The following is an 18937-nucleotide window of genomic DNA, read 5'->3' as shown; positions in this document are numbered from 1 at the left end:
TGGCGACGATGCCTTTCGCCACGTATTCTACAAATTCTATCCGTTCTGTATATGCCTGAAAACGCCAGACAATTGCCTCATCAAGAGTTCCTGCTTCACTTTAAGAACCTATTCGAATAGGGCGTCATGCTGAGCGCAGTCGAGGCATGACGGCTTTTTTGCTGCGGCCACATGTGCGCGAGTGCTTATTCTTATCGATACCCCGCCGCTTGCAGCGCAAACAGCTCGGCGTAGCGCCCGCCCTTGGCCAGCAGGTCTTTGTGGGACCCGATTTCCACAAATTGCCCGTTCTCAATCACCAGGATGCGGTCGGCCATGCGCACGGTGCTGAAACGGTGGCTGATGAGCACCGCGGTTTTGCCCTTGGTGAGTTCCGCAAATCGCTGGAATACCTCGTGCTCGGCGCGGGCGTCGAGGGCGGCGGTGGGCTCGTCGAGGATGAGCAGCTGCGCGTCGCGCATGTAGGCCCGGCCCAGGGCAATTTTCTGCCACTCGCCGCCGCTCAGGTCCACGCCCCCGTTGAAGCGTCGGCCTATCATCTGGTCGTAGCCGCCGGGCAGCTTGGCAATCACCGTATCGGCCAGGCTTTGCTGGGCGGCGGTTTCGATGCGGGGCTGGTTGGTGCGCTCCTCGATGCGGCCCACGGCCAGGTTCTGGCCGGCCGGCAGCTGGAAGCGCACGAAGTCCTGGAAGATGACGCCGATTTCCTGGCGCAGCTCGGCGGGGTCGTACTCGCGCAGGTCGTGGCCATCGAGCAGGATGCGGCCCTCGTTGGGGTCGTAGAGGCGGGACAAGAGCTTGACCAGCGTGGTTTTGCCCGCGCCGTTTTCGCCCACCAGCGCCAGCTTTTCACCCGCCTTCAGCTCAAATGACAGGTTGCGAATGGCCCATTTTGTACCATTCTTGTACTGAAACCCGACGTTCTCAAACTCGAAGCCCTGCTGAATGGGCCGGGGGAATGGCCGGGCCGTTTCGCCCGTAACCTGCTGCCGCACAATGCGCGGCCGCAGGGCAAAGAAGTCGAAAAAGTCCTGCAAATACAAGGCCCCGTCGGCTACGGAGCTAAACCGGCTGAGAATGCCCTCGAGCAAGCCGCGCAGCCGCGCAAACGAACCCGCCAGAAACGTGAGCTGGCCCAACGAAATCTGCCCGCCCACGGCTCGGGAAATAATGTAGACATAAGCGCCGTAGTACCCCGCCGCGCCCACGCCCGCAAACAGCGCACCCCAGCCGGCGCGGCGCAGCACCAAGCTTTTGTTCTGGGCATAGAAGTCGTCGGACAGCTCCCGAAAGCGGTTGATGAGGAAGTCGGAAAGCCCGAAAATCTTTACCTCCTTAGCCGTCTCGTCGGAGGCGCCGGTCTGGCGCAGGTAGTCCAGCTCGCGGCGCTCGGGCGTCCAGGAGTGGCTCAGGGAGTAGCTGCGCTCGTTGAAATGGCTTTCGCCCAGAAACGCTGGCACCACGGCCAGCAGCAGCAGCCCCAGCAGCCACGGCTGGAAAGCCACCAGCCCGCCGGCCAGCAGCACCAGCGTCACGAAGTCCTGCCCCTGGCTCAGCACCTGGCTCATGAGCACGGTGCGCGAGAGGGTTTGGCGGCGGGCCCGCTCCAGCTTGTCGTAAAAGGTGCTGTCCTCGAACTGGTCCAGGTCCAGCTCGGCGGCGTGGGCCATGATGCGGATGGACGACTGGTTGGCAAACAGGTCGCCGAGCAGCGAATCGAGCAGGGCCACGCCGCGGCCCAGGGCATCGGTGAGCAGCACGAGGCCAAATTCCAGCGCCACCAGCGTGAGCACGGGCGCAAGCACCCGCTCCGATGCAGGCAGCCGGGTGAGGCCCACCACGGCGTCAATAATAAGCTGACCCACATACAGCATGGCCAGCGGCAAAACGGACCGAACAATGCGTAGGGCAATATTGGCCAGCGCCAGCCGGGGACTGGTGTGCCAGATTAGCTTCAGAAACGCGGGCAGGTTGCGCAGGGCCGACACCCGCTCGCGCACGCTCACGGCGGGCTTCTCCGGGCCGCGGGTGGCGTTGGGGTTTTTGGCGGAGATGGTTTTCAGGAAATCAAACATTGCACAGGCCGGGGCAAGGTTGGGGCCGGAAGCGCGGGGCAGCCGTTTTGGCAGAGGCAGCGCCATGGCAAGCCGCTGACCCGCAACCAAGCCACGTCGCTTCACTATCTTCGGTACCACGGGTAGCCGGCGGCCGTGCCGCTACGGCCCGCCCCACTTTCTCACTCCTCCTTTTTCTTCTGCATGAAAGACCGCATCACCGCCATGTTCATTGCCTTCTTCCTCGGAAGTTTCGGCGGCCAGTATTTCTACCTGGGCAAAACCGGCCGGGGCATTGCCTGCCTGCTGCTGTTCTGGACGTTTATCCCGTCGCTCATTGGCCTCTACCACACCATTATCTGGCTCATGATGTCAGACGAGGATTTCAACAACGAATACAACCAGGGCCGGTCGCCCCGCATGGGCTATGCCTACGCACCCGGCGCCAGCGTGAGCGACGAACTGGCCAAGCTGTTCGTACTAAAGGAAAAAGGTGCCCTTACCGAGCAGGAATACAACACCCGCAAAGCGCAATTGCTGAGGTAATTCTGGCTTAACGCCTTCCTAAGCAGGGCCTGTCATGCTTAACTGGCATCCTGAAAGAAGCATGTTATCCGGGGAGAACCAGTCGTACAGCGGCAATAGCATGCTCCGCTCAGCATGACCGGCCCTATTCCGGTTGGTTATAAGGTTTAAAAAGTCCGCTATGCCTCATCGGGCGTTAGCAGCGCGATTTGCTCCATGAGCACATCAATGACCCGGGTGATTTCGTCGTGGGTGGAGTCGCGGTACGAATTAGCGGCTTCGCTGTGGTCCTGCTCTTCCCAGCTGGCGAGGCTGGCCAGGGTTTCCAGGCGCTGCACCGACGCTTCGATGCGCTCGTACACGCTGGCCCACAGCTGCTGGTTCCAGGTGGGCTGCTCCAGCAGGTGCAGGCGCAGGTCCAGCAGGCGCATGACCACGGCGCCCAGCTGCTCCAGCAGGTCGCCTTCCCGCTTGGTGAACAGGCGCGCCCGGTGGTCTATTACGCAAAGCACGCCCAGCGCAAAGCCGTCTGGCGCGCGCAGGGTGGTGCCGGCGTAGAAGCCCAGCTTCATGTCGTGCACCAGGCCGGGATTAATCAGGTCGCAGGGGTCGTTGTGCAGGTCGGGGTACACGCTGACGCCTTCCTCCAGCAGCGCCACCGAGCACAGGGTTTCCCAGCGGTTGACGCGGTCCAGGGCGGGGTCGAGGCCGTGGTTGAGCCCGAACCGCACCGTTTCGTCTTCCACAAACGCAATGATGCTGATGGGCACGTTGAAGAGCTTGGCGGTCAGGCGCACGAGTTCCGTGAAGGTTTCGTCCTTCATGGTGTTCAGGAGCTGATACGGGCGCAGGGCTTGCAGCCGCAGGCTTTCGTTGACCGGCAGCATGGTGAGTTGGCTTGACATGTGGCAGGGGAAGGGGTACACTCTAAGATACCGCCGACCGCAACACACCTGTGGGCCAGTTCCAGCGAATGAAGCTTTATGGCGGCTTAACAGCAGCTATACCCAGATGAACGAATAGGACAGTACCGGGCTTTTCTTAGCCGGAATCGGTAATAAGCAACCCGGCCGCCCGCGAGCAACCGCCACGGCGGCAGCCACCTTGCGCAGGTTAGTCCAGCACCAGCTTTACCAGGAAGGGGAAATGGTCGCTGCCAAAATCATCCAGTCGCTCCACTTCCGTCACTTTCCATTGGCGGGAGACGTACACGTAGTCGAGCGGCCACCGGAAGACCCACCAGTTGGCATTGTAGGTGTTGTACAGCCCCCGGCCTCTCCTGGTGTCCTTCATCTGGCTCCGTTTCTCAAACTCCGTTAGGTTGTGGCTCCAGCCCACGTCGTTGAAATCGCCCGCCAGCACGGTGGGCAAGCTGTCGTTGGCCAGCATGTTCCCCGCTAGTTTCAGGGACTTTTCATCCACGCTCCCAACGTTGGTGGGATGGCCGCTGGGCACGGGGGCCACGGGGTGCAGCGCCATTAGCCTGAAGGGGCGGCCGTCCTGCAGCCGCACGGTGGCCACTATGCACGGCACGCTGTCGTGGTTGAGAAAGTAGATTTTATGCTGGAGCAACGGCAGCTTGGAGTACAGCCCCATCCCGTAGGTGTTGGAAGCGGGGTAAGCCACGCGGTACGGGTACTCGCCATGGAGCACGGACAAGGCCTCCATCCACCAGCTGTCGGGCTCTAGCACCACGAGGATATCAGGGGACGTTTCTTTCGTTATCTCTAAAATTTCTTTTGTCTTCCGATTGGTCATCAACACGTTTGCAACCATAATGCTCACATCCGCCGGCTGGTCCCGATACGAGTTGTCTGCTTCCGGTACAGCTCTAGGTGCAAAAAACGCGTAGGGAAACAGAATGTAAGCCTGTACAGCAGCTGCCACCAGAACCGTGGCAATAAAGAGCTTATTCCCTACGGAATCCCATTTTTTCAGCGCCAGAACAAAGGCGAGGCAAACAGCCAGGGCAATGAGAATTTCCAGTCGCGGAAAATTCAGCACCTGCAAAAACCACAGGCCGGAATCGTAAAACAGGCTCGCCGCGGTCAGCAGGCTTAGCAGTACCCCTGCTACCAACACGGTTTTGTAAGCTATATTTTTAAATTCCACCATCTTCTTTCGGGTTATTCAACAAGGAAAATCAGGGGGGCTGAAAGCGTAATTAAATGCGGGTTTCACGGAGTTAGCAGCAGTGTTTGCCGGCTTGCACCACCTCTGTTAACGCGAATGGACAACTGCGGTTTACAACCCATCCATTTACGATTACCCATTATCAATAGTGAAAGCCAGCGTAGCACAACTCTGCCTGCCCAAACTGGCGTAAGCCGAGCGCAATGCACCGCGTGCCAGAACGGGCAGAAACGCCCTAACCACCCGCCCCAATTCCTGCCGACCTTTACGGTTCCCATGGCTGCTCCCGCTTCCCGCCCCTACTCCACCGGCTTCTGGCTGATGTGCCTGTCGTCGTTTCTGTTTTTCCTCAGCTTCAACCTGCTGCTGCCCGAACTGCCCGACCACCTCGCGCGGATGGGCGGGGACGAGTACAAGGGCTACATCATTGCCTTGTTTACACTCACGGCGGCCATTTCCCGCCCCTATTCAGGCAAGCTGGCCGATACCGTGGGGCGCATTCCGGTGATGGTGCTCGGCTCGCTGGTGTGCTTTGTGTGCGGGTTTTTCTATCCGTGGGCCATCACGGTCACGGGGTTTCTCACGCTGCGGCTGGTGCACGGGTTCAGCACGGGTTTCAAGCCCACCAGCAGGTCGCCTTCCCGCTTGGTGAACAGGCGCGCCCGGTGGTCTATTACGCAAAGCACGCCCAGCGCAAAGCCGTCTGGCGCGCGCAGGGTGGTGCCGGCGTAGAAGCCCAGCTTCATGTCGTGCACCAGGCCGGGATTAATCAGGTCGCAGGGGTCGTTGTGCAGGTCGGGGTACACGCTGACGCCTTCCTCCAGCAGCGCCACCGAGCACAGGGTTTCCCAGCGGTTGACGCGGTGGGACCCAGCCTGGAGTAGCTGCTGCTCTGTGACCAGTCCGTCCTGGATTTTGCCCAAGCCCTGGTCTGCGTCCAGCAGTCGCTGGCTTATCGAGGTAGGAGTAACTATGACCGCGCAGCTCCCTGACGAATGACGCCAAAGAAAGCGCCGACCTACCGGCCGGCGCTTTCTGATTTTTGAGTGAGGACAAGGCGACCTAATTTGCTGGGGCTTTTTGCGTCGCTAAGCAAACTTACATTTTGTCTTTACCCTTGCCGCGGCCATTTCCATTGCCAGTGGAATTGCCATCAGCGTCCTTCTTGTCCGTCAGGGTCAGCTTGATGGAGCCGTCGGAACTTGTGACGGCCACAGTGGTGTAGCTGTGGAACACCCCGCGCTGGTCGGTTTCATTCCAGGTCGAGTTGTAGACGCGGCGCTTGCTAGGGCGCGCCGTGGCGGCCACCGTGCCTTGCCACACCGACATGGCGTTGCCAGAAGGAGTCAGCACGTATTTCTCTTGCGACATCGTGAGGCAAGGGCTGCCACCGGGGATACCCAGCAAAGAGTTCGTAATACATTCCGTGTAATCTACCTTCCGAACTAAAGCGCCCTTACCTTTAGAGCCACCTTCTTGGTTACCGGTTTGGGCCTGCACGGCGGTGCTGCCCAGGGTGAGGCCGGTGAAAAGAAGGGCCACGGATATTTTTTGGAGGATGATGTTCATAAAAATCAATTTAAGAATGAAAGTAAAATCAGAGGTTGACAAATGAGTCCAAATAGAGTGCCACGATTGAGCGTCCATCGGAATTTCAACTGAAACGGCTAACTGCGGGTTTAAGATACGTTAGCCACCCAAAAACAACCCTGGCCGCTGATTCCCCGAATACCGCTTGTGCGTTGCGTGCCGAATGGACAGAGAGTGCCCGGCCGGCGAAATAACCCTTGCCCGCCGCTGTGCCAGCCGGCCGCGCGGACCGGCCCTTGGTAACCGTACGCAGCCCAGTGCCGACCTTTACGGTTCCCATGGCTGCTCCCGCTTCCCGCCCCTACTCCACCGGCTTCTGGCTGATGTGCCTGTCGTCGTTTCTGTTTTTCCTCAGCTTCAACCTGCTGCTGCCCGAACTGCCCGACCACCTCGCGCGGATGGGCGGGGACGAGTACAAGGGCTACATCATTGCCTTGTTTACACTCACGGCGGCCATTTCCCGCCCCTATTCAGGCAAGCTGGCCGATACCGTGGGGCGCATTCCGGTGATGGTGCTCGGCTCGCTGGTGTGCTTTGTGTGCGGGTTTTTCTATCCGTGGGCCATCACGGTCACGGGGTTTCTCACGCTGCGGCTGGTGCACGGGTTCAGCACGGGTTTCAAGCCCACTGGCACGGCCGCCTTCATCGCCGACATTGTGCCCGTGGAGCGGCGCGGCGAGGCCATGGGCCTGCTGGGCGTGACGGGTGCGTTGGGCATGGCCTTTGGCCCAGCCATGGGCTCGTGGCTGGCCGAGACGTTCAGCCTGAACACCATGTTTTACTTCTCCAGTGGCGTGGCGCTGGTGTCGGTGCTGGTGCAGGGCACCCTCACCGAAACGCTGCCCCTGGCCCAGCGAAAGCGGTTTAGCCCAGGGCTGCTGCGCTTGAAGTGGAGCGAGGTGCTCGAGCCCTTGGTGCTGGCGCCGGCGGTGGTCACGCTGCTGTGCCTAGTGCCCTACGGCGCCGTGCTCACCGTGGTGCCCGACCAGAGCCGGCTGCTGGGCCTGGAAGGCCCCACCAAGGGCCTGTTTTACGTTTTTTTCACGGGCGCTTCCCTCGCCGTGCGGCTGGTGGCGGGCAAGGCCTCCGACACCCACGGGCGGGTGCCGGTGCTGCGGGTGTCGGCGGGCATTCTGGCCCTGGGGCTGGCCCTGCTGGTGTACGCGCCCTCGGTAGTGTGGTTTTTGCTGGCAGCCGTGGTCATGGGCCTCGGCACGGGCCTCAACTCCCCCACCCTCTACGCCTGGACCATCGACCTGAGCCACCCCGAGCGGCGCGGCCGGGCCGTGGCCACCATGTACATCGCCCTCGAAATCGGCATTGGAGTGGGGGCGCTGCTGGCTGGCTGGATATTCTCCAACCAGGCCAGCCGCCTGCCCTACGTGCACGGCCTAAGCCTGGGCTGCGTGCTGCTGGCCGTGGCGTACCTGTACAGCATCAAGTCGGCGGGCCCCATGGCCCGGGTTACCGGCAAGGAGCGCACGGTGATGCCCGCGGCCGAGGAAGTGGTATAAGTTCTCAGAGCACTGAAAACCCCAACGTCATGCTGAGCGCAGCCGAAGCATCTCTACCGCGCCTCTTGTCATCCTGAGCACAGCGAAGGACCTTATCACCGAGAAGCGATTTGTTCTTGGGTGAAAGGATGCTTCCTTCGGTACGCCAGATTAGGCATGACAGGAGACGCGGTAGAGATGCTTCGGCTGCGCTCAGCACGACGTTCCGGGTTTTGACGTTCCGGTTTCACTACTGCCCCCCCCGACGCCACCTTAAAACTTCACCCGCAGCTGGGCTTTCACGTCGCCGCGCACCGACCCGACAATTTCCTCCAGGCCGCTGCCCACGGTGTTCTGGTTGCGGTAGCGGGTTTCGGCGTAGCGCAACCAGAGGGTAATGGCGCGGTTGATGCGGAGTTCGGCGATGCCGTATACGCGGGTGCCCTGGCCGTAGAGGGCTGGAATAGATACGGCTAGCAGCACATCCTGCTCGTACACGTACTGCCGGGTGTCGTAGTCGTCGGCGTCGAAGAGGGCGTAGCGGCCGGTGAGCTTCAGTACCCGGTTTACCCGGTAACTCAGGTCCTGAGCCAACACGTAGCCGCGCCGCCAGGCCAGGCCCTCGTCGTCGCGCAGGCGCGAAGCCTGCACGCGGGTGCGCATCTCCAGCGCCGGGCTGATGGTCGAATTGTAGTAGAGCAACACGCTTTGGCGCAGCTGCTCGCCGGGCAAGGGAACGGGGCGAATAACCCCATCGGAAGGCAGGTCGCGGGGTTTGAGGCGCTGGCGCAGCTGGGCGTAGAGCAGGCTGGTTTTGGTGGGCGAATAGGCGAGGCGCACCAAGGCGTCGTGGCCGGTGGTGGGGGCGCTGGCCCGGTAGCGCAGCCATGGAAAGCTGAACTGGTCATAGTAAGCCGATACCTCCCACCGGGCCACGGGCCGCACCTTCAGGCCGATGTAAACGCCGGTTTCGTTGATGTTGCGGGTGCTTTCGCTGAACGCGTTGCCGTAGAGGGTGTGGAAGTTCTTGTCGTAGTGGCGCACCAGCATGGCCGCGTCCACGGTGGGGCCCAGGCTGGCCAGCAGGCCGTTTACGGTGCCCAGGCCGCCGCTGCTGCTGCGGGCCGTTTCGCCAAAGAGCAGCAGGTTGCGCCACACGTAGGTGTAGTACAGCGACAGGGCCAGGTTGTCGGTGCCGCTGAACTCGTACCGGTTGTAGGGCTCGGCGCGCTTGAGCAGCGGCGTGCCGTAGTGCGTGTACACGCCGGTGGCGCCCATGGAGAGGTTGCTGTTGCGGCTGGTGTAGCCCACGTTGCCACCCCCAATGGTTTCGCTCAGCTGGTGGCGGTTGGCCAGCTCAGAAGCCGTGCGATGGAAGCCCGTGTAAAGCAGGCCCGACGTAAACTCATCGAACCGCGCCAGCGAGTCCTGCGCCTGCTGCAGGTTGGCGTCCACGTTTTTGTGCGAAACAAAGGCCGTGGCCTGCACCGTAGGCACCACCTGCACCGTGGCCGCCCCGCCCCGAAAGAAGCTGTTTTCGAGCAGCGAAGAGTAGGCCCGCACGCCCACCGACGAGCGCCGCAAGGTGGTAATGGTCTCGGCCCCTTTGCCCACGCCCAGGCCCGACGACAGCAGCAGGCCCTGCCCAAACTGCAGCTGGTAGTCGCCCAGGGCCAGCGTTTTCAGCCGGCCCCGCTCCTGCAGCAGAAAATGGGCCGACACATAGTCGGCCCCGAACTGGCCATTCTTGGGGTTCCAGGTTAGTTGTTCGCCGGCATCTTTCTCCATCGCGAAGCCCAGACTAAAGTCCTTGGTGTGGCTCACGCGGTAGCGTATCAGCATCTTATCGGCCGAGCCGAGGTAGCGCGTGGTGGGCCGGCCTTGGTAGAGCGTGGGCGGGGTGTAGCCCTTGCGCTCCTGCAGCACCCGCTCGTAGCGCAGGTACAGGGCGTTGTTTTCTTCGCGGGCAATGCGCTGCCACAGCGACCCACGCCCCGCGTTCACGTTGCTGCTGAGCACGCTCACGAAGGGCAGAATGCGGTTGATGGTCCGCAGGTCATAGCCCTCAATGCTTTGCAGTTCATACACGCTTAGCAGGTCACCGTTCACTTCGCGGTGGCGCAGCAGGGTGCTTATCTGGTTTTCGTTTAGCAGCAGCAGCGACCGGAATTCCTCCCGCGTGGCGGTGTTCACGTTGATGGGCGTGGTGTAGTACTGCAGCAACGTTTCGTACAAGTCCTCAAACGGCACCTGGTCCGACTGAATTTCGGCAAACAGCTCCTGGGTCAGCCGGTCCAGGTCGGGCGGGCGGCGCACAAAGTCCTGGCCGGAGGCGGAATTAGTAATTAGTAATTGAGAATTAATAATTACCAAGAGAATGGCGGCTAATTTATAATCAACAGCCCATGTATCAACCACCTTATTAAATAAGGCATTAACGAATCGTAAGTAGCAAAGCAAAAGAAGCGTAGCGCGTGTTTTCATCCTCAATTTTTAATTATTAATTCCTGATTATTAATTAAAAATCACTTCCCCCACGACTTGCTCACGCTAACATGCTGGCTGAATCCCAGCGACTGCTGAAACGCGGCCGCGTAATCAATCTGAAAAGCCCCGGCCACCAGGCCCAGGCCGGCGCTGGCCTGCTCGGTGAGGGAAGCCAGCCCCAGCCGCGCGGACAGGATGGGCACCGGCCGGTACTCCAGGCCCACTTTCACGTCGGCGTTGCGCTCCACGTCTTTCTCAGTTTCTACCAGCAGCAGCACCTGGGTGCTGGGGCGGTAGGCCAGGCCGGCCTTGAGCACGGTGGGGATTCGCTCGTTCTGGTAGCTGGCCAGCTTGCTTTGGCTCAGGTTGTAGAGCGAGGCGCCGAAGCTGAGTTTCTCGGGCACAATCTCAATCTGGCCACCCAGCGTACCCAGCAGCACGCGCCGGCTGCCCAGGCCCTCAATGCTCACCTGCAACACATCGACGCGCCCGCCCAGGCTGATTTGCCCCAAGCGGTAGCCGTAGCCGGCGCCCACGCGGGTCTCGTTGTAGAGCTGCGCGCCAAAGCGCTGCACCTCCACCGCTACCACCCCGTGCCGGGCCCAGCTGCGCGCCGCCGCCGTTTGCACGGGCGCAGCGCCATCGGCCACGGCCGCTCCCACCGACTGGCCCAGGGGCAGGGCCACAGTGAGCGCCCCCACGTTCAGCGCCGAGCTGAAGTAGCGGTTTTCGGCGTAAAACCCCACTGTGGGTTGCTGTATCTCGCTGAGGCCCGCTACGTTGTTGCCCATGCTCCATACCTCACCGGCAAGGGCCACCGAGGCGTTGCTTAACCCTGCGGCCCGCGCGCCCCGCACGCCGGGGCCATTGCCCTGAGCTGCCGCCGTAGCCACCGGCAACACGACCGAGCAGACCAACAAAAGCTTAAGAATTGAAAGATATCCAGGTAAACAATGGTGCATGACGGGAAGGTAATATCATGTGGGCAAATGGTTGAGGTTTGGGCTGAAATTATTTTGCGGGGCTTCGCGGTTATGGGTTCCGGCCCTACTGCCGAACTTGCCTCTTTATGCCCCACTCCTTCTCTGCTGCGCCCCGGCGCGAAACCCTGCTCTACCAGAACCGCCCCCTGCACTACACGCTGGTTTTCCGGTCGCGTCGCACCATCGGCTTCGCCGTGAAGCCCGATGGCAGCGTGCACGTGAGCGCCCCCGCCGGCATTCCGGCCGAGTGGGTAGCCCAGCAGGTGCTTAAGCGAGCCGACTGGATTTTGAAGCATCAGGAGACCTTTGCAGCCCGGCCCCTGCCCGCGCCATCGTGCCGCTTTGAGGCGGGCAGCACCCACTTCTACCTTGGCCAGCCCCACCGGCTGCACTTTGCCGAAGCCCGTCGGCTCGCCGTTAGCGCATTGGAGGGCGAGCTGGTGCTAAGCTCTCCCACCCCACTCACTGCCGCCCAAGCCGAAGCCCTGCTGCACTCCTGGCACGTTCGCCAGGCTGGGCCCGCCTTTGCCGCGTCGCTGGAGCGTGTGTGGCCCCGCTTTGCCGAGTTCAACCTCGTCCGCCCCACCTTGGCCGTGCGCAGCATGCGCACCCGCTGGGGCAGCTGCACGCCCAGCACGGCCCGCATCCGCCTCAGCCCCGAGCTCCTGCGCGCCCGCCCCGAGTGCCTAGACTATGTGGTGCTGCACGAGTGCTGCCACTTGCTGGTGGGCGACCATTCCAAGGCGTTTTACGACCTGCAAACGCGGCTCATGCCCGACTGGGAACGGTGGAAAGACGAGTTGAACGCCCTGCCGAAGTAGTCGGCGGTCGAACCGCTTAATTCACGTAATCAGCCAGTGGCTTGCCTGACAAGTCCCGCCACGCTTGCTTGCCGTTTACCGAGTACCCGCAGATTACCTGAGCGGCCTGTATAATTGTATCGAATAAGTATTCTTGTTGAAATTCCAAGCAGCCGTTCTGCCTCACTAGAATGTTTTGCTGCAATAGTTTATTCCGAAGGGCAGCAATAGATGGTGGCAGACTGTCTCGGTTTTCAAGCATCGCCGTCGAGCCGGTGCGAACCTGTAGCTGTTGAGTGACTGGACTCCAGTCGGCAGTGGCTTTGATGCCTGCTCGGTTGAGAACCAGGAAAAATTCAGTAGGCGATGCGACTACTTTCGGCATACGCTTCGCCTCCGCTTGGGGTACTGCCACTGATTTTTCAAGGGCCAACTTTTTGGGGATAACAGGCGCAACTTTATTGGTGTAAGCCGCTGTTTTTGATACCTTAACTGGCTTTTCATCAACATGATGCAGCGATTTTGGGCTAAGCCCTGCTACTAATGTAACCGGAGCGCCCGTCAGGAAGGCCTGGGCCTCGGCTGGAGTAATGGTGAGGATTTTAGCGGCCAGCAACTGTACCATCGCCTCTGGCAAAGAAGGGAAAGGCGGCATCGATACCAGTTTCTGCGCATCCGGCAGCACGTCCTGCATGGCTCGCTCTTTCTTACCCAGCATTAGGTACGCCTCGGCTTTTTGTCGGGCTGAACGGTTCAAAATGTTTTCACGATGCAGAAACGTTTCTAGATACCCCGCCACTTCTTCCAACCCGTCTTGCTGCAAATCAAACTTGCAAAACAGCTTATCCTTAAACTCGCCGCTGGTGAAGGAGAAATAAAACCGCCAGTGTCGGCCGTCAGTAATAATGGTAAATAGGGCGGTATGGTCGCGATTATAGTCACGTAACTGCCGCTCTACCGCGGTCAAATCAGTTGCAAAAGCCCCTACTCCTTTGCACTCGATAAAAATGGCCGTCGCCTCAAAATCAGGCGTAAACAAAGCCATGTCCACACGAGTATTATCCTCTTTCTTCGTGGCTTTGAACTCCGTGAATACTTCGGTCGGATTCCAGATGTCCCAGCCAAGCGCTTGCACAACGCGCGCTACGAGCGAAAGCCGCACGTGCTCTTCGTTTTTGTATTCCTTGCCCAGAAGGCGCTGGCGAATGTCTAGTAGAACCTCGTGCATAAATTGATTTCAGGAGCGTAATCGAGTCGTAAAGAAAAGGCAATATCCAGCGTTTGCCTGCAGCCCCGCGGTTTCTGGTTGAAAGCGGGTACCCCCGAGCCGGTTGCCTTTCCTACCTTCACCTCATGTCCCGGCTGTTTCGCGCCCTTTTTCTAGGCTTGGTGTGGTTTTACCGCCACTTCATCTCGCCACTCAAGCCGGCCAGCTGCCGCTATACGCCCACCTGCTCGGCGTATGCGGCCCAGGCCATCACCAAGTACGGGCCGTGGCGCGGGGGGCGCCTGGCCCTGCGGCGCATTGGCAGTTGCCATCCCTGGGGCGGCCACGGCTACGACCCCGTACCCTAGCGGGCGGCTTTCGTATAGGGGAAGTCACCTCCCCTTCCTTTTCGTTCGATGCGCGTATTTTCCTTACTGCCGGCTGCGTTTGCCGCATTACTCACCGTTTCCTCCGGGTGCTCCGAGGCCAAAATCGACGACTCTGCCGCCCTTGCCAAGGCCTACGAAGGCAAGCCCGGGAAAAAGCAGAATAAAGAGTCGCTCGAAAATCGCATGATTGACGCGTCTGTGCCCGGCTTGCGCCGCGTGGGCAGCCTCGATGGCGTGTCGGAAAGCTCCGGCTTGGCCGCTGGCCCCCAGCCGAGCACCTACTACAGCTTCGGCGACAACGGCAACGCCGCTGTCATCTACCAGCTGGACGGCACGGGCCGCGTGACCAACGAATTAAATATTGGCGCCAAAAATAAGGACTGGGAAAGCCTCACGCGCGACCGGCAGGGCAACTACTTTATTGGCGATTGCGGCAACAACGACTCCGACCGCCGCGACCTGCGCCTGTTGCGCTTCAACCCCGCCACGCCCCAGCAAGTCGACAAAATTGAGTTTACCTACGCCGACCAGACCGAATTCCCACCCAAGAAGAAGCAGCGCAATTTCGATTGCGAAGCCACCCTCTGGCATGAAGGCAAAGTATGGCTTTTCACCAAAGACCAGCAGCAAAAATCCAGCAACGTGTACACCGTATCCGACCAACCCGGCCAGCACACCGCCCAGCGCGTGACCAGCCTCGCCATTCCGGGCCAGGTGACTGATGCAGCCCTGAGCCCCAGCGGCCGCCGCCTAGTATTGCTGGCCCGCGGCGAGCTGTTCATCCTCGACGGCAACTCCTGGGCCGACATTCTAAAGGCCACGCCCCGCCAGGTAGACCTCAGCGGCGCCGGCCAAACGGAAGGCGCCGAGTTTAAGGACGAAGAAACGCTGGTCATTAGCACCGAGGAAGGCAGCCTATACGAGTTTACGCTGCCCTAAATCTGGTCCATGCAGGGCCGTTCAGGCTCTACTCAAAACGAACGCCCCCTGGCACAACCTCCATTAAAGAGTTTGGCAGGGGGCGTTCGTTTTGTGATGGTCGCGCAGGCCAGCGGCAACCGTTGCCAGCCTGCGGCAGCGGCCCCGCGCCGCTTATTTTTTGGGGCTGCGGGGCTGGGTATAGCTTGGTACCGGCCCGGCCGGCGGCGGCGTAGATGCCGGCACTGCGGCCGAAGCGCCTTCTTCCCGGCCCAGGTCGCGCGGGGCGTAGCCGTAGGGATTTTTGGGGTCTTTGCCCGCGCGCCACAGCACCCAGATGCCAATAAAAATCATTGGTATGCTCAGCAGCTGGCCCTGGTTGAACAGGTTGCCATCTTCAAAAGCCACCTGGTTTTCCTTCAGGTATTCGCCCAAAAAGCGCTGGGTAAACAGCAGCACCACAAACAGCCCAAATAGCTGCCCGCGCGGCGTGCGCTCCCGGGTGCGGTTCCACATGAGGTAGAGCAAAATGAGCAGGAACACGCAAAACAGGGCCTCGTAGAGCTGCGTGGGGTGGCGCGGCACGGCCACGCCCTGAATCAGATGCTCAGTATCGCGGGGGAAAATGAAGGCCCACGGCACGTCGGTGGGCTTGCCCACAATCTCGGAGTTCATCAGGTTGCCGGTACGAATGCAGGCGCCGCCCAGGGCCACCACAATCACAATGCGGTCGAGCACCCACAGGTAATCGAACTTGTTGTTGCGGGCAAACAGCCAGCAGGCCAGCAAGATGCCAATGGTAGCGCCGTGGCTGGCCAGGCCGCCCTGCCAGATGCGAAACACCACCATGGGGTCGGCCACCAGCGCCTCAAAATCATAGAACAGCATGTGCCCCAGCCGCGCGCCCACAATGGTGCCGATGAGCATGTAGATGGTAATCACATCAACCCATTGCGGCGAGGTGCGCTCCGAGCGGTAGATGTGGTTGAGCACAAACGTGCCCACCACAAACGGCAGCATGAAAAACAGCCCGTACCAGCGCAGCGTAATGGGCCCCAGCTGCGTGCCAAACACCGTCCACGGACCAAAAGCGTGAATGATGGGGTCAACGTCCCAATAAATAGAAGCGAGAAGTGGCAACATGCGGCGAAGGAATTAAATAAGGTCCAAAGGTACTGCTACCAGTGAACTTGGTGGTTTTTGATAGTAGCAGCGACGCCAGGGAGCGCGCAAGTTGGCAGCGTAGCTACTGCGGATGCGCACGCAGCGGTTGCTCTGAGTCCGGGGCGGTACCTGTACTGGCGGCCGGTACTGGGCGCAATGCACCAGCATCGCCGCTGAGGGCCAGCATTATCACGCCGAGCAGCGCCGCGTAGGCCGGGCGAAGCATCCAAACGGGCACGGTTCGGCCCGGAGCCATGGGACGACTGATGAGCCGGGCACTTACCCGATTGTAGAAGAATGGACGGGGCTGCCCTTGCGCCTGCTCTTGCAGCTGGTGCATCAGGTCTTCCCATACCTTCTCGTCGGGAAGCGGGCGAAATGCTGAATCAGACATAGCGAAGGTGGGGTTGAATATGTTTGCGCAGCGTTTGCCGGGCCCGGAACAGCAGAGACTCTACGGCAGGCACAGTGGTATCCAGCACCGCCGCTATTTTGTCGTAGCGCAGCCCTTGCTCGTGGCGCAGGGTGAAGGCTACCTGTTGCTGGTCGGGCAGCCGGGCAATGTGGTCGAGCAAAAGCTGGAGCTGCTGCTGGCCTTCGAGCAGCGCCTGCGGGTGGGCGTGGTCGGGCGGTTCGTGCAACACGTTGTTGTCGAAACCCAACAAGTTGGTGAAATAGGCAAAGCGCTTTTTCGTCTGGGCCTTACGGCGGGTTTTAAGGGCCCGCGAAGTGGCCAGCCGGTAGAGCCAAGTCGTTAGCGAAGCGTCGCCCCGAAACCGGGCAATGGTTTGGTATACTTCGACAAAAACCTCCTGGGCCACGTCCTCCGCTTCTTCGGGAGTGCGCAGCAGGGAAAAGGCCGTGCGGTAAACCCGGTCCTGGTAGCGCGCTACCAAAGTGCGGAATGCCGCTTCGCTGCCCGTCTGCAACTGCGCCACCAGGTCTGCCTCGGCATCTACCATTCCCACATCAGGCAAACAGATGTCGGCCGGCGAGTCGGGCACCAAAAGCAGCGGAAGAGAGTAAGCCACGAAAAAACGAGCAGCGGGATGGGTGAAGGTCGGCACCGGCGCGGTTTCGACCGGGGCTTCAAAGCATCAGGCCCCAACTGCCGGGGAAACTTGCGCGGACTTTTGCTTTTATTTTTATCCTCACTGCCCACGCGCCGCACAAGCTGAAGCGGGCGCTATAACGCCGCCAGCTCCGCCGCGAAACCGCCGCTGAGGATGGGAAAGCGCAGCCAGGAGCGCGGGTCCACGTTGTAATCGTCGAGGTGGAAGCTGGGGGCGTACCGCTCGCGCTTCCACTGGTTGCGGCTCCAGAGGTTGTAGAATCGGCGCACGTATGTTTTCAGCTGCTCTTGGTCGAAGTCCGTGCCCTCTCCTTCCAGCGTAGTCAGCACCTGCCTCGGACTGAGGCGGTCGTAGAACGCCAGCCGTTCGATGCGGTTGAGCAGCGCGTAGGGCATGAGGTCGCGCTCGTCGGTTTGCTTGTCTTCCAGGGGGCGCAGCTCGGCGGTGGGCTGCAGGGCATTCACGTGGCGCAGGGCGGCGTAGCCCAGCTCTGTTTCGGCCCAGCGCAGCCATTTCTTCACAAAGTCTTTGTCTACGCCCGCAATGGGTGAGATGCTGCCGGCCGTGTCGCCGTCCATGGTGCAGTAGCCCACGCTGGCCTCCGAGCGGTTGGAGGTGGTGATGAGCAGGCAGTTGAGCACATTGGCCAGCAGCCAGATGCCCGGAGCACGCACCCGCGCCTGAATATTTTGCAGGGCCAAATCGTCGATTTTCCAGGTCAATTCCCGGCCCAAAGCGCCCTGGATTGTGCCCACGTAGCCGGCCACCTCGTCGTCAATATCCCAGTTGTGAAAGCGCGCGCCAATGCTCTCAGCCAGCTCCTTGGCCGAGTTGAACGTGTCATCCGAAGAGTTGACGGTGCCCTGATAGGCGCAGGTGAGCAGCTGCCGCACCAGTTGCTGGTTGGCGGTTGCTGGCTGCTGGCTCCCCACGGAAGCGTCCTGCACTACCTGCTCAGCGGTGCCACCCGCGCCCGCTTGCGTCACTACTTTTTCACCTTCGGGGAAGCAGCCGCTGCGGCGCTTAAACTCCTCCACGCCCAGCTCCAGCACGCCCAGCCGCACCATTTCGGCCACGGCCACGGCGCAAAAGCTGGAATCGGCCCCACCGCTCAAACTCAGCACAAAGCCGCGGGTGCGGGACTTGCGCAGGTAGTCGAACAGCCCCAGGCTCATGGCTTGGTTTAGCTCCTTGTATTCGTCGGGCGCGGGCAGCGGCACAATTTCGGTTGGCGCCAACTCGGCACCAAAATCCACGTCTATCCACTCCAGGTCTACTTCCTTGAAACTCAATAATTGATTGCGCAGCAACAGGTGACCGTTGCGCGCCACCAGAATTTCGCCGTCGAAAATGATGCGCCCCGATTCGTTGCCCAGCAAATTGGCGTAGAGATACGTGCAGTTGAACGTGCGCGAGGCCTTCATCACCAGCTGGTAGCGCACATCGGTTTTGCTCATGGCAAAGTGGCTGGCTGAGGGGTTCACAATCAAATCCACCCGGCCCACGAGGCGGCACGCGGGCCGCACGTCATCGGGACGCCACGCGTCCTCGCATATCTCAAAGCCGAAGCGTACGCCTTTGTGCTCAAAAACCAGGTCGCCCAGCGGCCACTCCTGCCCTTCCCACTGCGCCGTGGTGGTTTCGCCCGCCACCCAGGGCGCAAAAAACCGCGTTTCGTAATGCACCCCGTCGTTGGCCAAAAACTGCTTGGCCGCAAAGCCCAGAATTTCACCGTCGCGCAGCACCGCCGCCGTGTTGTAAGTGCGGGTGTGAAGGCGCACCGGCAGGCCCACCACCACGCAAATGCCGTGGGTCCAGGCGCGCACTGTTTGCAGGTGCGCCAGCGCGGCTTCGGGCATCCAATCGCTCAGAAAGAGGTCCTCGCAGCCGTAGCCGGTCAGGCACAGCTCGGGCAGGCACAGCAGCTCCACGCCCGCCGCTTTGGCCTGGGCTATGGCCGCCTCAATGTTGCGAAGGTTATTGGCCCAGTCAATGGGAGTCTGGTTGAGGGCGGCGCCGGCGATACGCATCAGCTTGAATTAAAAATTATGAATTAAAAATCAGAAATCAGGGAATTTGTTGCCAAGCAGGACTACCGGCAACTCTCCGCTCTGAGTTATA

At 60.7% G+C, this 18937-nt stretch carries 16 protein-coding genes and 1 pseudogene; 6 read left to right on the top strand and 11 right to left on the bottom strand.

Annotated features, from left to right (window positions below):
* Positions 1-191: 191 nt before the first annotated feature.
* Complete coding sequence (locus BEN48_RS12995) at positions 192-2075, bottom strand: ABC transporter ATP-binding protein (RefSeq protein WP_070735352.1); 1884 nt, start codon at positions 2073-2075, stop codon at positions 192-194.
* Positions 2076-2258: 183 nt separating this feature from the next.
* Here BEN48_RS12995 and BEN48_RS12990 point away from each other — a divergent pair, with 183 nt between their 5' ends.
* Positions 2259-2600 carry an NINE protein gene (locus BEN48_RS12990; RefSeq protein WP_070735351.1) on the top strand — a complete coding sequence of 114 codons (342 nt, stop codon included), beginning with the start codon at positions 2259-2261 and terminating at the stop codon, positions 2598-2600.
* A gap of 158 nt (positions 2601-2758) precedes the next feature.
* Here BEN48_RS12990 and BEN48_RS12985 read toward each other — a convergent pair whose 3' ends face one another.
* Both BEN48_RS12985 and BEN48_RS12980 read right to left on the bottom strand, forming a co-directional pair.
* A complete protein-coding gene (locus BEN48_RS12985; RefSeq protein WP_125932631.1) occupies positions 2759-3484 on the bottom strand; it encodes a GAF domain-containing protein in 726 nt (241 codons plus the stop codon).
* A gap of 208 nt (positions 3485-3692) precedes the next feature.
* Entirely contained in the window at positions 3693-4694 is a 1002-nt protein-coding gene (locus BEN48_RS12980) for an endonuclease/exonuclease/phosphatase family protein (RefSeq protein WP_070735349.1), read from the bottom strand.
* Between the two features lie 294 nt (positions 4695-4988).
* Here BEN48_RS12980 and BEN48_RS12975 point away from each other — a divergent pair.
* Positions 4989-5342, top strand: a pseudogene (locus tag BEN48_RS12975) (MFS transporter); the annotation flags it as partial.
* A gap of 468 nt (positions 5343-5810) precedes the next feature.
* Here the strand turns inward: BEN48_RS12975 and BEN48_RS12970 are convergent.
* Entirely contained in the window at positions 5811-6281 is a 471-nt protein-coding gene (locus tag BEN48_RS12970; protein ID WP_125932630.1) for a hypothetical protein, read from the bottom strand.
* 299 nt (positions 6282-6580) lie between these two features.
* On the opposite strand from BEN48_RS12970, the gene BEN48_RS12965 reads away from it, so the two are divergent.
* Positions 6581-7816, top strand: a complete 1236-nt coding sequence (locus BEN48_RS12965; protein ID WP_083321048.1) for an MFS transporter — start codon at positions 6581-6583, stop codon at positions 7814-7816.
* A 252-nt stretch (positions 7817-8068) separates the two neighbouring features.
* On the opposite strand, the gene BEN48_RS12960 is transcribed toward BEN48_RS12965, so the two are convergent.
* Positions 8069-10168, bottom strand: coding sequence for a ComEA family DNA-binding protein (locus BEN48_RS12960; protein ID WP_241502268.1), 2100 nt, complete (start codon positions 10166-10168; stop codon positions 8069-8071).
* Between the two features lie 152 nt (positions 10169-10320).
* Complete coding sequence (locus BEN48_RS12955; RefSeq protein WP_125932629.1) at positions 10321-11202, bottom strand: hypothetical protein; 882 nt, start codon at positions 11200-11202, stop codon at positions 10321-10323.
* A gap of 149 nt (positions 11203-11351) precedes the next feature.
* On the opposite strand from BEN48_RS12955, the gene BEN48_RS12950 reads away from it, so the two are divergent.
* A complete protein-coding gene (locus BEN48_RS12950; RefSeq protein ID WP_070735344.1) occupies positions 11352-12086 on the top strand; it encodes a M48 family metallopeptidase in 735 nt (244 codons plus the stop codon).
* 16 nt (positions 12087-12102) lie between these two features.
* On the opposite strand, the gene BEN48_RS12945 is transcribed toward BEN48_RS12950, so the two are convergent.
* A complete protein-coding gene (locus BEN48_RS12945) occupies positions 12103-13293 on the bottom strand; it encodes a DUF4357 domain-containing protein (protein WP_070735343.1) in 1191 nt (396 codons plus the stop codon).
* A 125-nt stretch (positions 13294-13418) separates the two neighbouring features.
* Here BEN48_RS12945 and yidD point away from each other — a divergent pair, with 125 nt between their 5' ends.
* Both yidD and BEN48_RS12935 read left to right on the top strand, forming a co-directional pair.
* Positions 13419-13640, top strand: coding sequence for a membrane protein insertion efficiency factor YidD (yidD, locus tag BEN48_RS12940; protein ID WP_070735342.1), 222 nt, complete (start codon positions 13419-13421; stop codon positions 13638-13640).
* A 48-nt stretch (positions 13641-13688) separates the two neighbouring features.
* Positions 13689-14600: an esterase-like activity of phytase family protein gene (locus BEN48_RS12935; protein WP_070735341.1), complete on the top strand. Its 912-nt coding sequence runs from the start codon at positions 13689-13691 to the stop codon at positions 14598-14600.
* Positions 14601-14753: 153 nt separating this feature from the next.
* On the opposite strand, the gene lgt is transcribed toward BEN48_RS12935, so the two are convergent.
* From lgt to nadE, 4 genes are all read right to left on the bottom strand, one after another.
* Positions 14754-15722 carry a prolipoprotein diacylglyceryl transferase gene (gene lgt / locus BEN48_RS12930; protein WP_070735340.1) on the bottom strand — a complete coding sequence of 323 codons (969 nt, stop codon included), beginning with the start codon at positions 15720-15722 and terminating at the stop codon, positions 14754-14756.
* A gap of 103 nt (positions 15723-15825) precedes the next feature.
* On the bottom strand, positions 15826-16137 hold the full coding sequence (locus tag BEN48_RS12925; RefSeq protein ID WP_070735339.1) for a hypothetical protein: 312 nt from the start codon (positions 16135-16137) through the stop codon (positions 15826-15828).
* Complete coding sequence (locus tag BEN48_RS12920) at positions 16130-16774, bottom strand: RNA polymerase sigma factor (RefSeq protein WP_241502267.1); 645 nt, start codon at positions 16772-16774, stop codon at positions 16130-16132. The genes BEN48_RS12925 and BEN48_RS12920 overlap by 8 nt, the downstream gene beginning before the upstream one ends.
* A 155-nt stretch (positions 16775-16929) precedes the next feature.
* Entirely contained in the window at positions 16930-18846 is a 1917-nt protein-coding gene (gene nadE, locus BEN48_RS12915; protein WP_070735338.1) for an NAD(+) synthase, read from the bottom strand.
* Between the last annotated feature and the right edge of the window lie 91 nt (positions 18847-18937).

Origin of the sequence: Hymenobacter glacialis, from assembly GCF_001816165.1 — a bacterium.
GTDB classification, from domain to species: Bacteria; Bacteroidota; Bacteroidia; order Cytophagales; family Hymenobacteraceae; genus Hymenobacter; species Hymenobacter glacialis.
This window is presented reverse-complemented; position numbering and strand designations above follow the sequence as displayed.

Excerpts from the sequence above, each read along its gene's own strand:
- BEN48_RS12980 (WP_070735349.1), bottom strand. The coding sequence starts at position 4,694 with ATGGTGGAATTTAAAAATATAGCTTACAAAACCGTGTTGGTAGCAGGG.
- BEN48_RS12990 (WP_070735351.1), top strand. The coding sequence starts at position 2,259 with ATGAAAGACCGCATCACCGCCATGTTCATTGCCTTCTTCCTCGGAAGT.
- BEN48_RS12925 (WP_070735339.1), bottom strand. The coding sequence starts at position 16,137 with ATGTCTGATTCAGCATTTCGCCCGCTTCCCGACGAGAAGGTATGGGAA.
- BEN48_RS12995 (WP_070735352.1), bottom strand. The coding sequence starts at position 2,075 with ATGTTTGATTTCCTGAAAACCATCTCCGCCAAAAACCCCAACGCCACC.
- BEN48_RS12985 (WP_125932631.1), bottom strand. The coding sequence starts at position 3,484 with ATGTCAAGCCAACTCACCATGCTGCCGGTCAACGAAAGCCTGCGGCTG.
- BEN48_RS12950 (WP_070735344.1), top strand. The coding sequence starts at position 11,352 with ATGCCCCACTCCTTCTCTGCTGCGCCCCGGCGCGAAACCCTGCTCTAC.
- yidD (WP_070735342.1), top strand. The coding sequence starts at position 13,419 with ATGTCCCGGCTGTTTCGCGCCCTTTTTCTAGGCTTGGTGTGGTTTTAC.
- BEN48_RS12935 (WP_070735341.1), top strand. The coding sequence starts at position 13,689 with ATGCGCGTATTTTCCTTACTGCCGGCTGCGTTTGCCGCATTACTCACC.
- BEN48_RS12965 (WP_083321048.1), top strand. The coding sequence starts at position 6,581 with ATGGCTGCTCCCGCTTCCCGCCCCTACTCCACCGGCTTCTGGCTGATG.
- nadE (WP_070735338.1), bottom strand. The coding sequence starts at position 18,846 with ATGCGTATCGCCGGCGCCGCCCTCAACCAGACTCCCATTGACTGGGCC.
- lgt (WP_070735340.1), bottom strand. The coding sequence starts at position 15,722 with ATGTTGCCACTTCTCGCTTCTATTTATTGGGACGTTGACCCCATCATT.
- BEN48_RS12945 (WP_070735343.1), bottom strand. The coding sequence starts at position 13,293 with ATGCACGAGGTTCTACTAGACATTCGCCAGCGCCTTCTGGGCAAGGAA.
- BEN48_RS12970 (WP_125932630.1), bottom strand. The coding sequence starts at position 6,281 with ATGAACATCATCCTCCAAAAAATATCCGTGGCCCTTCTTTTCACCGGC.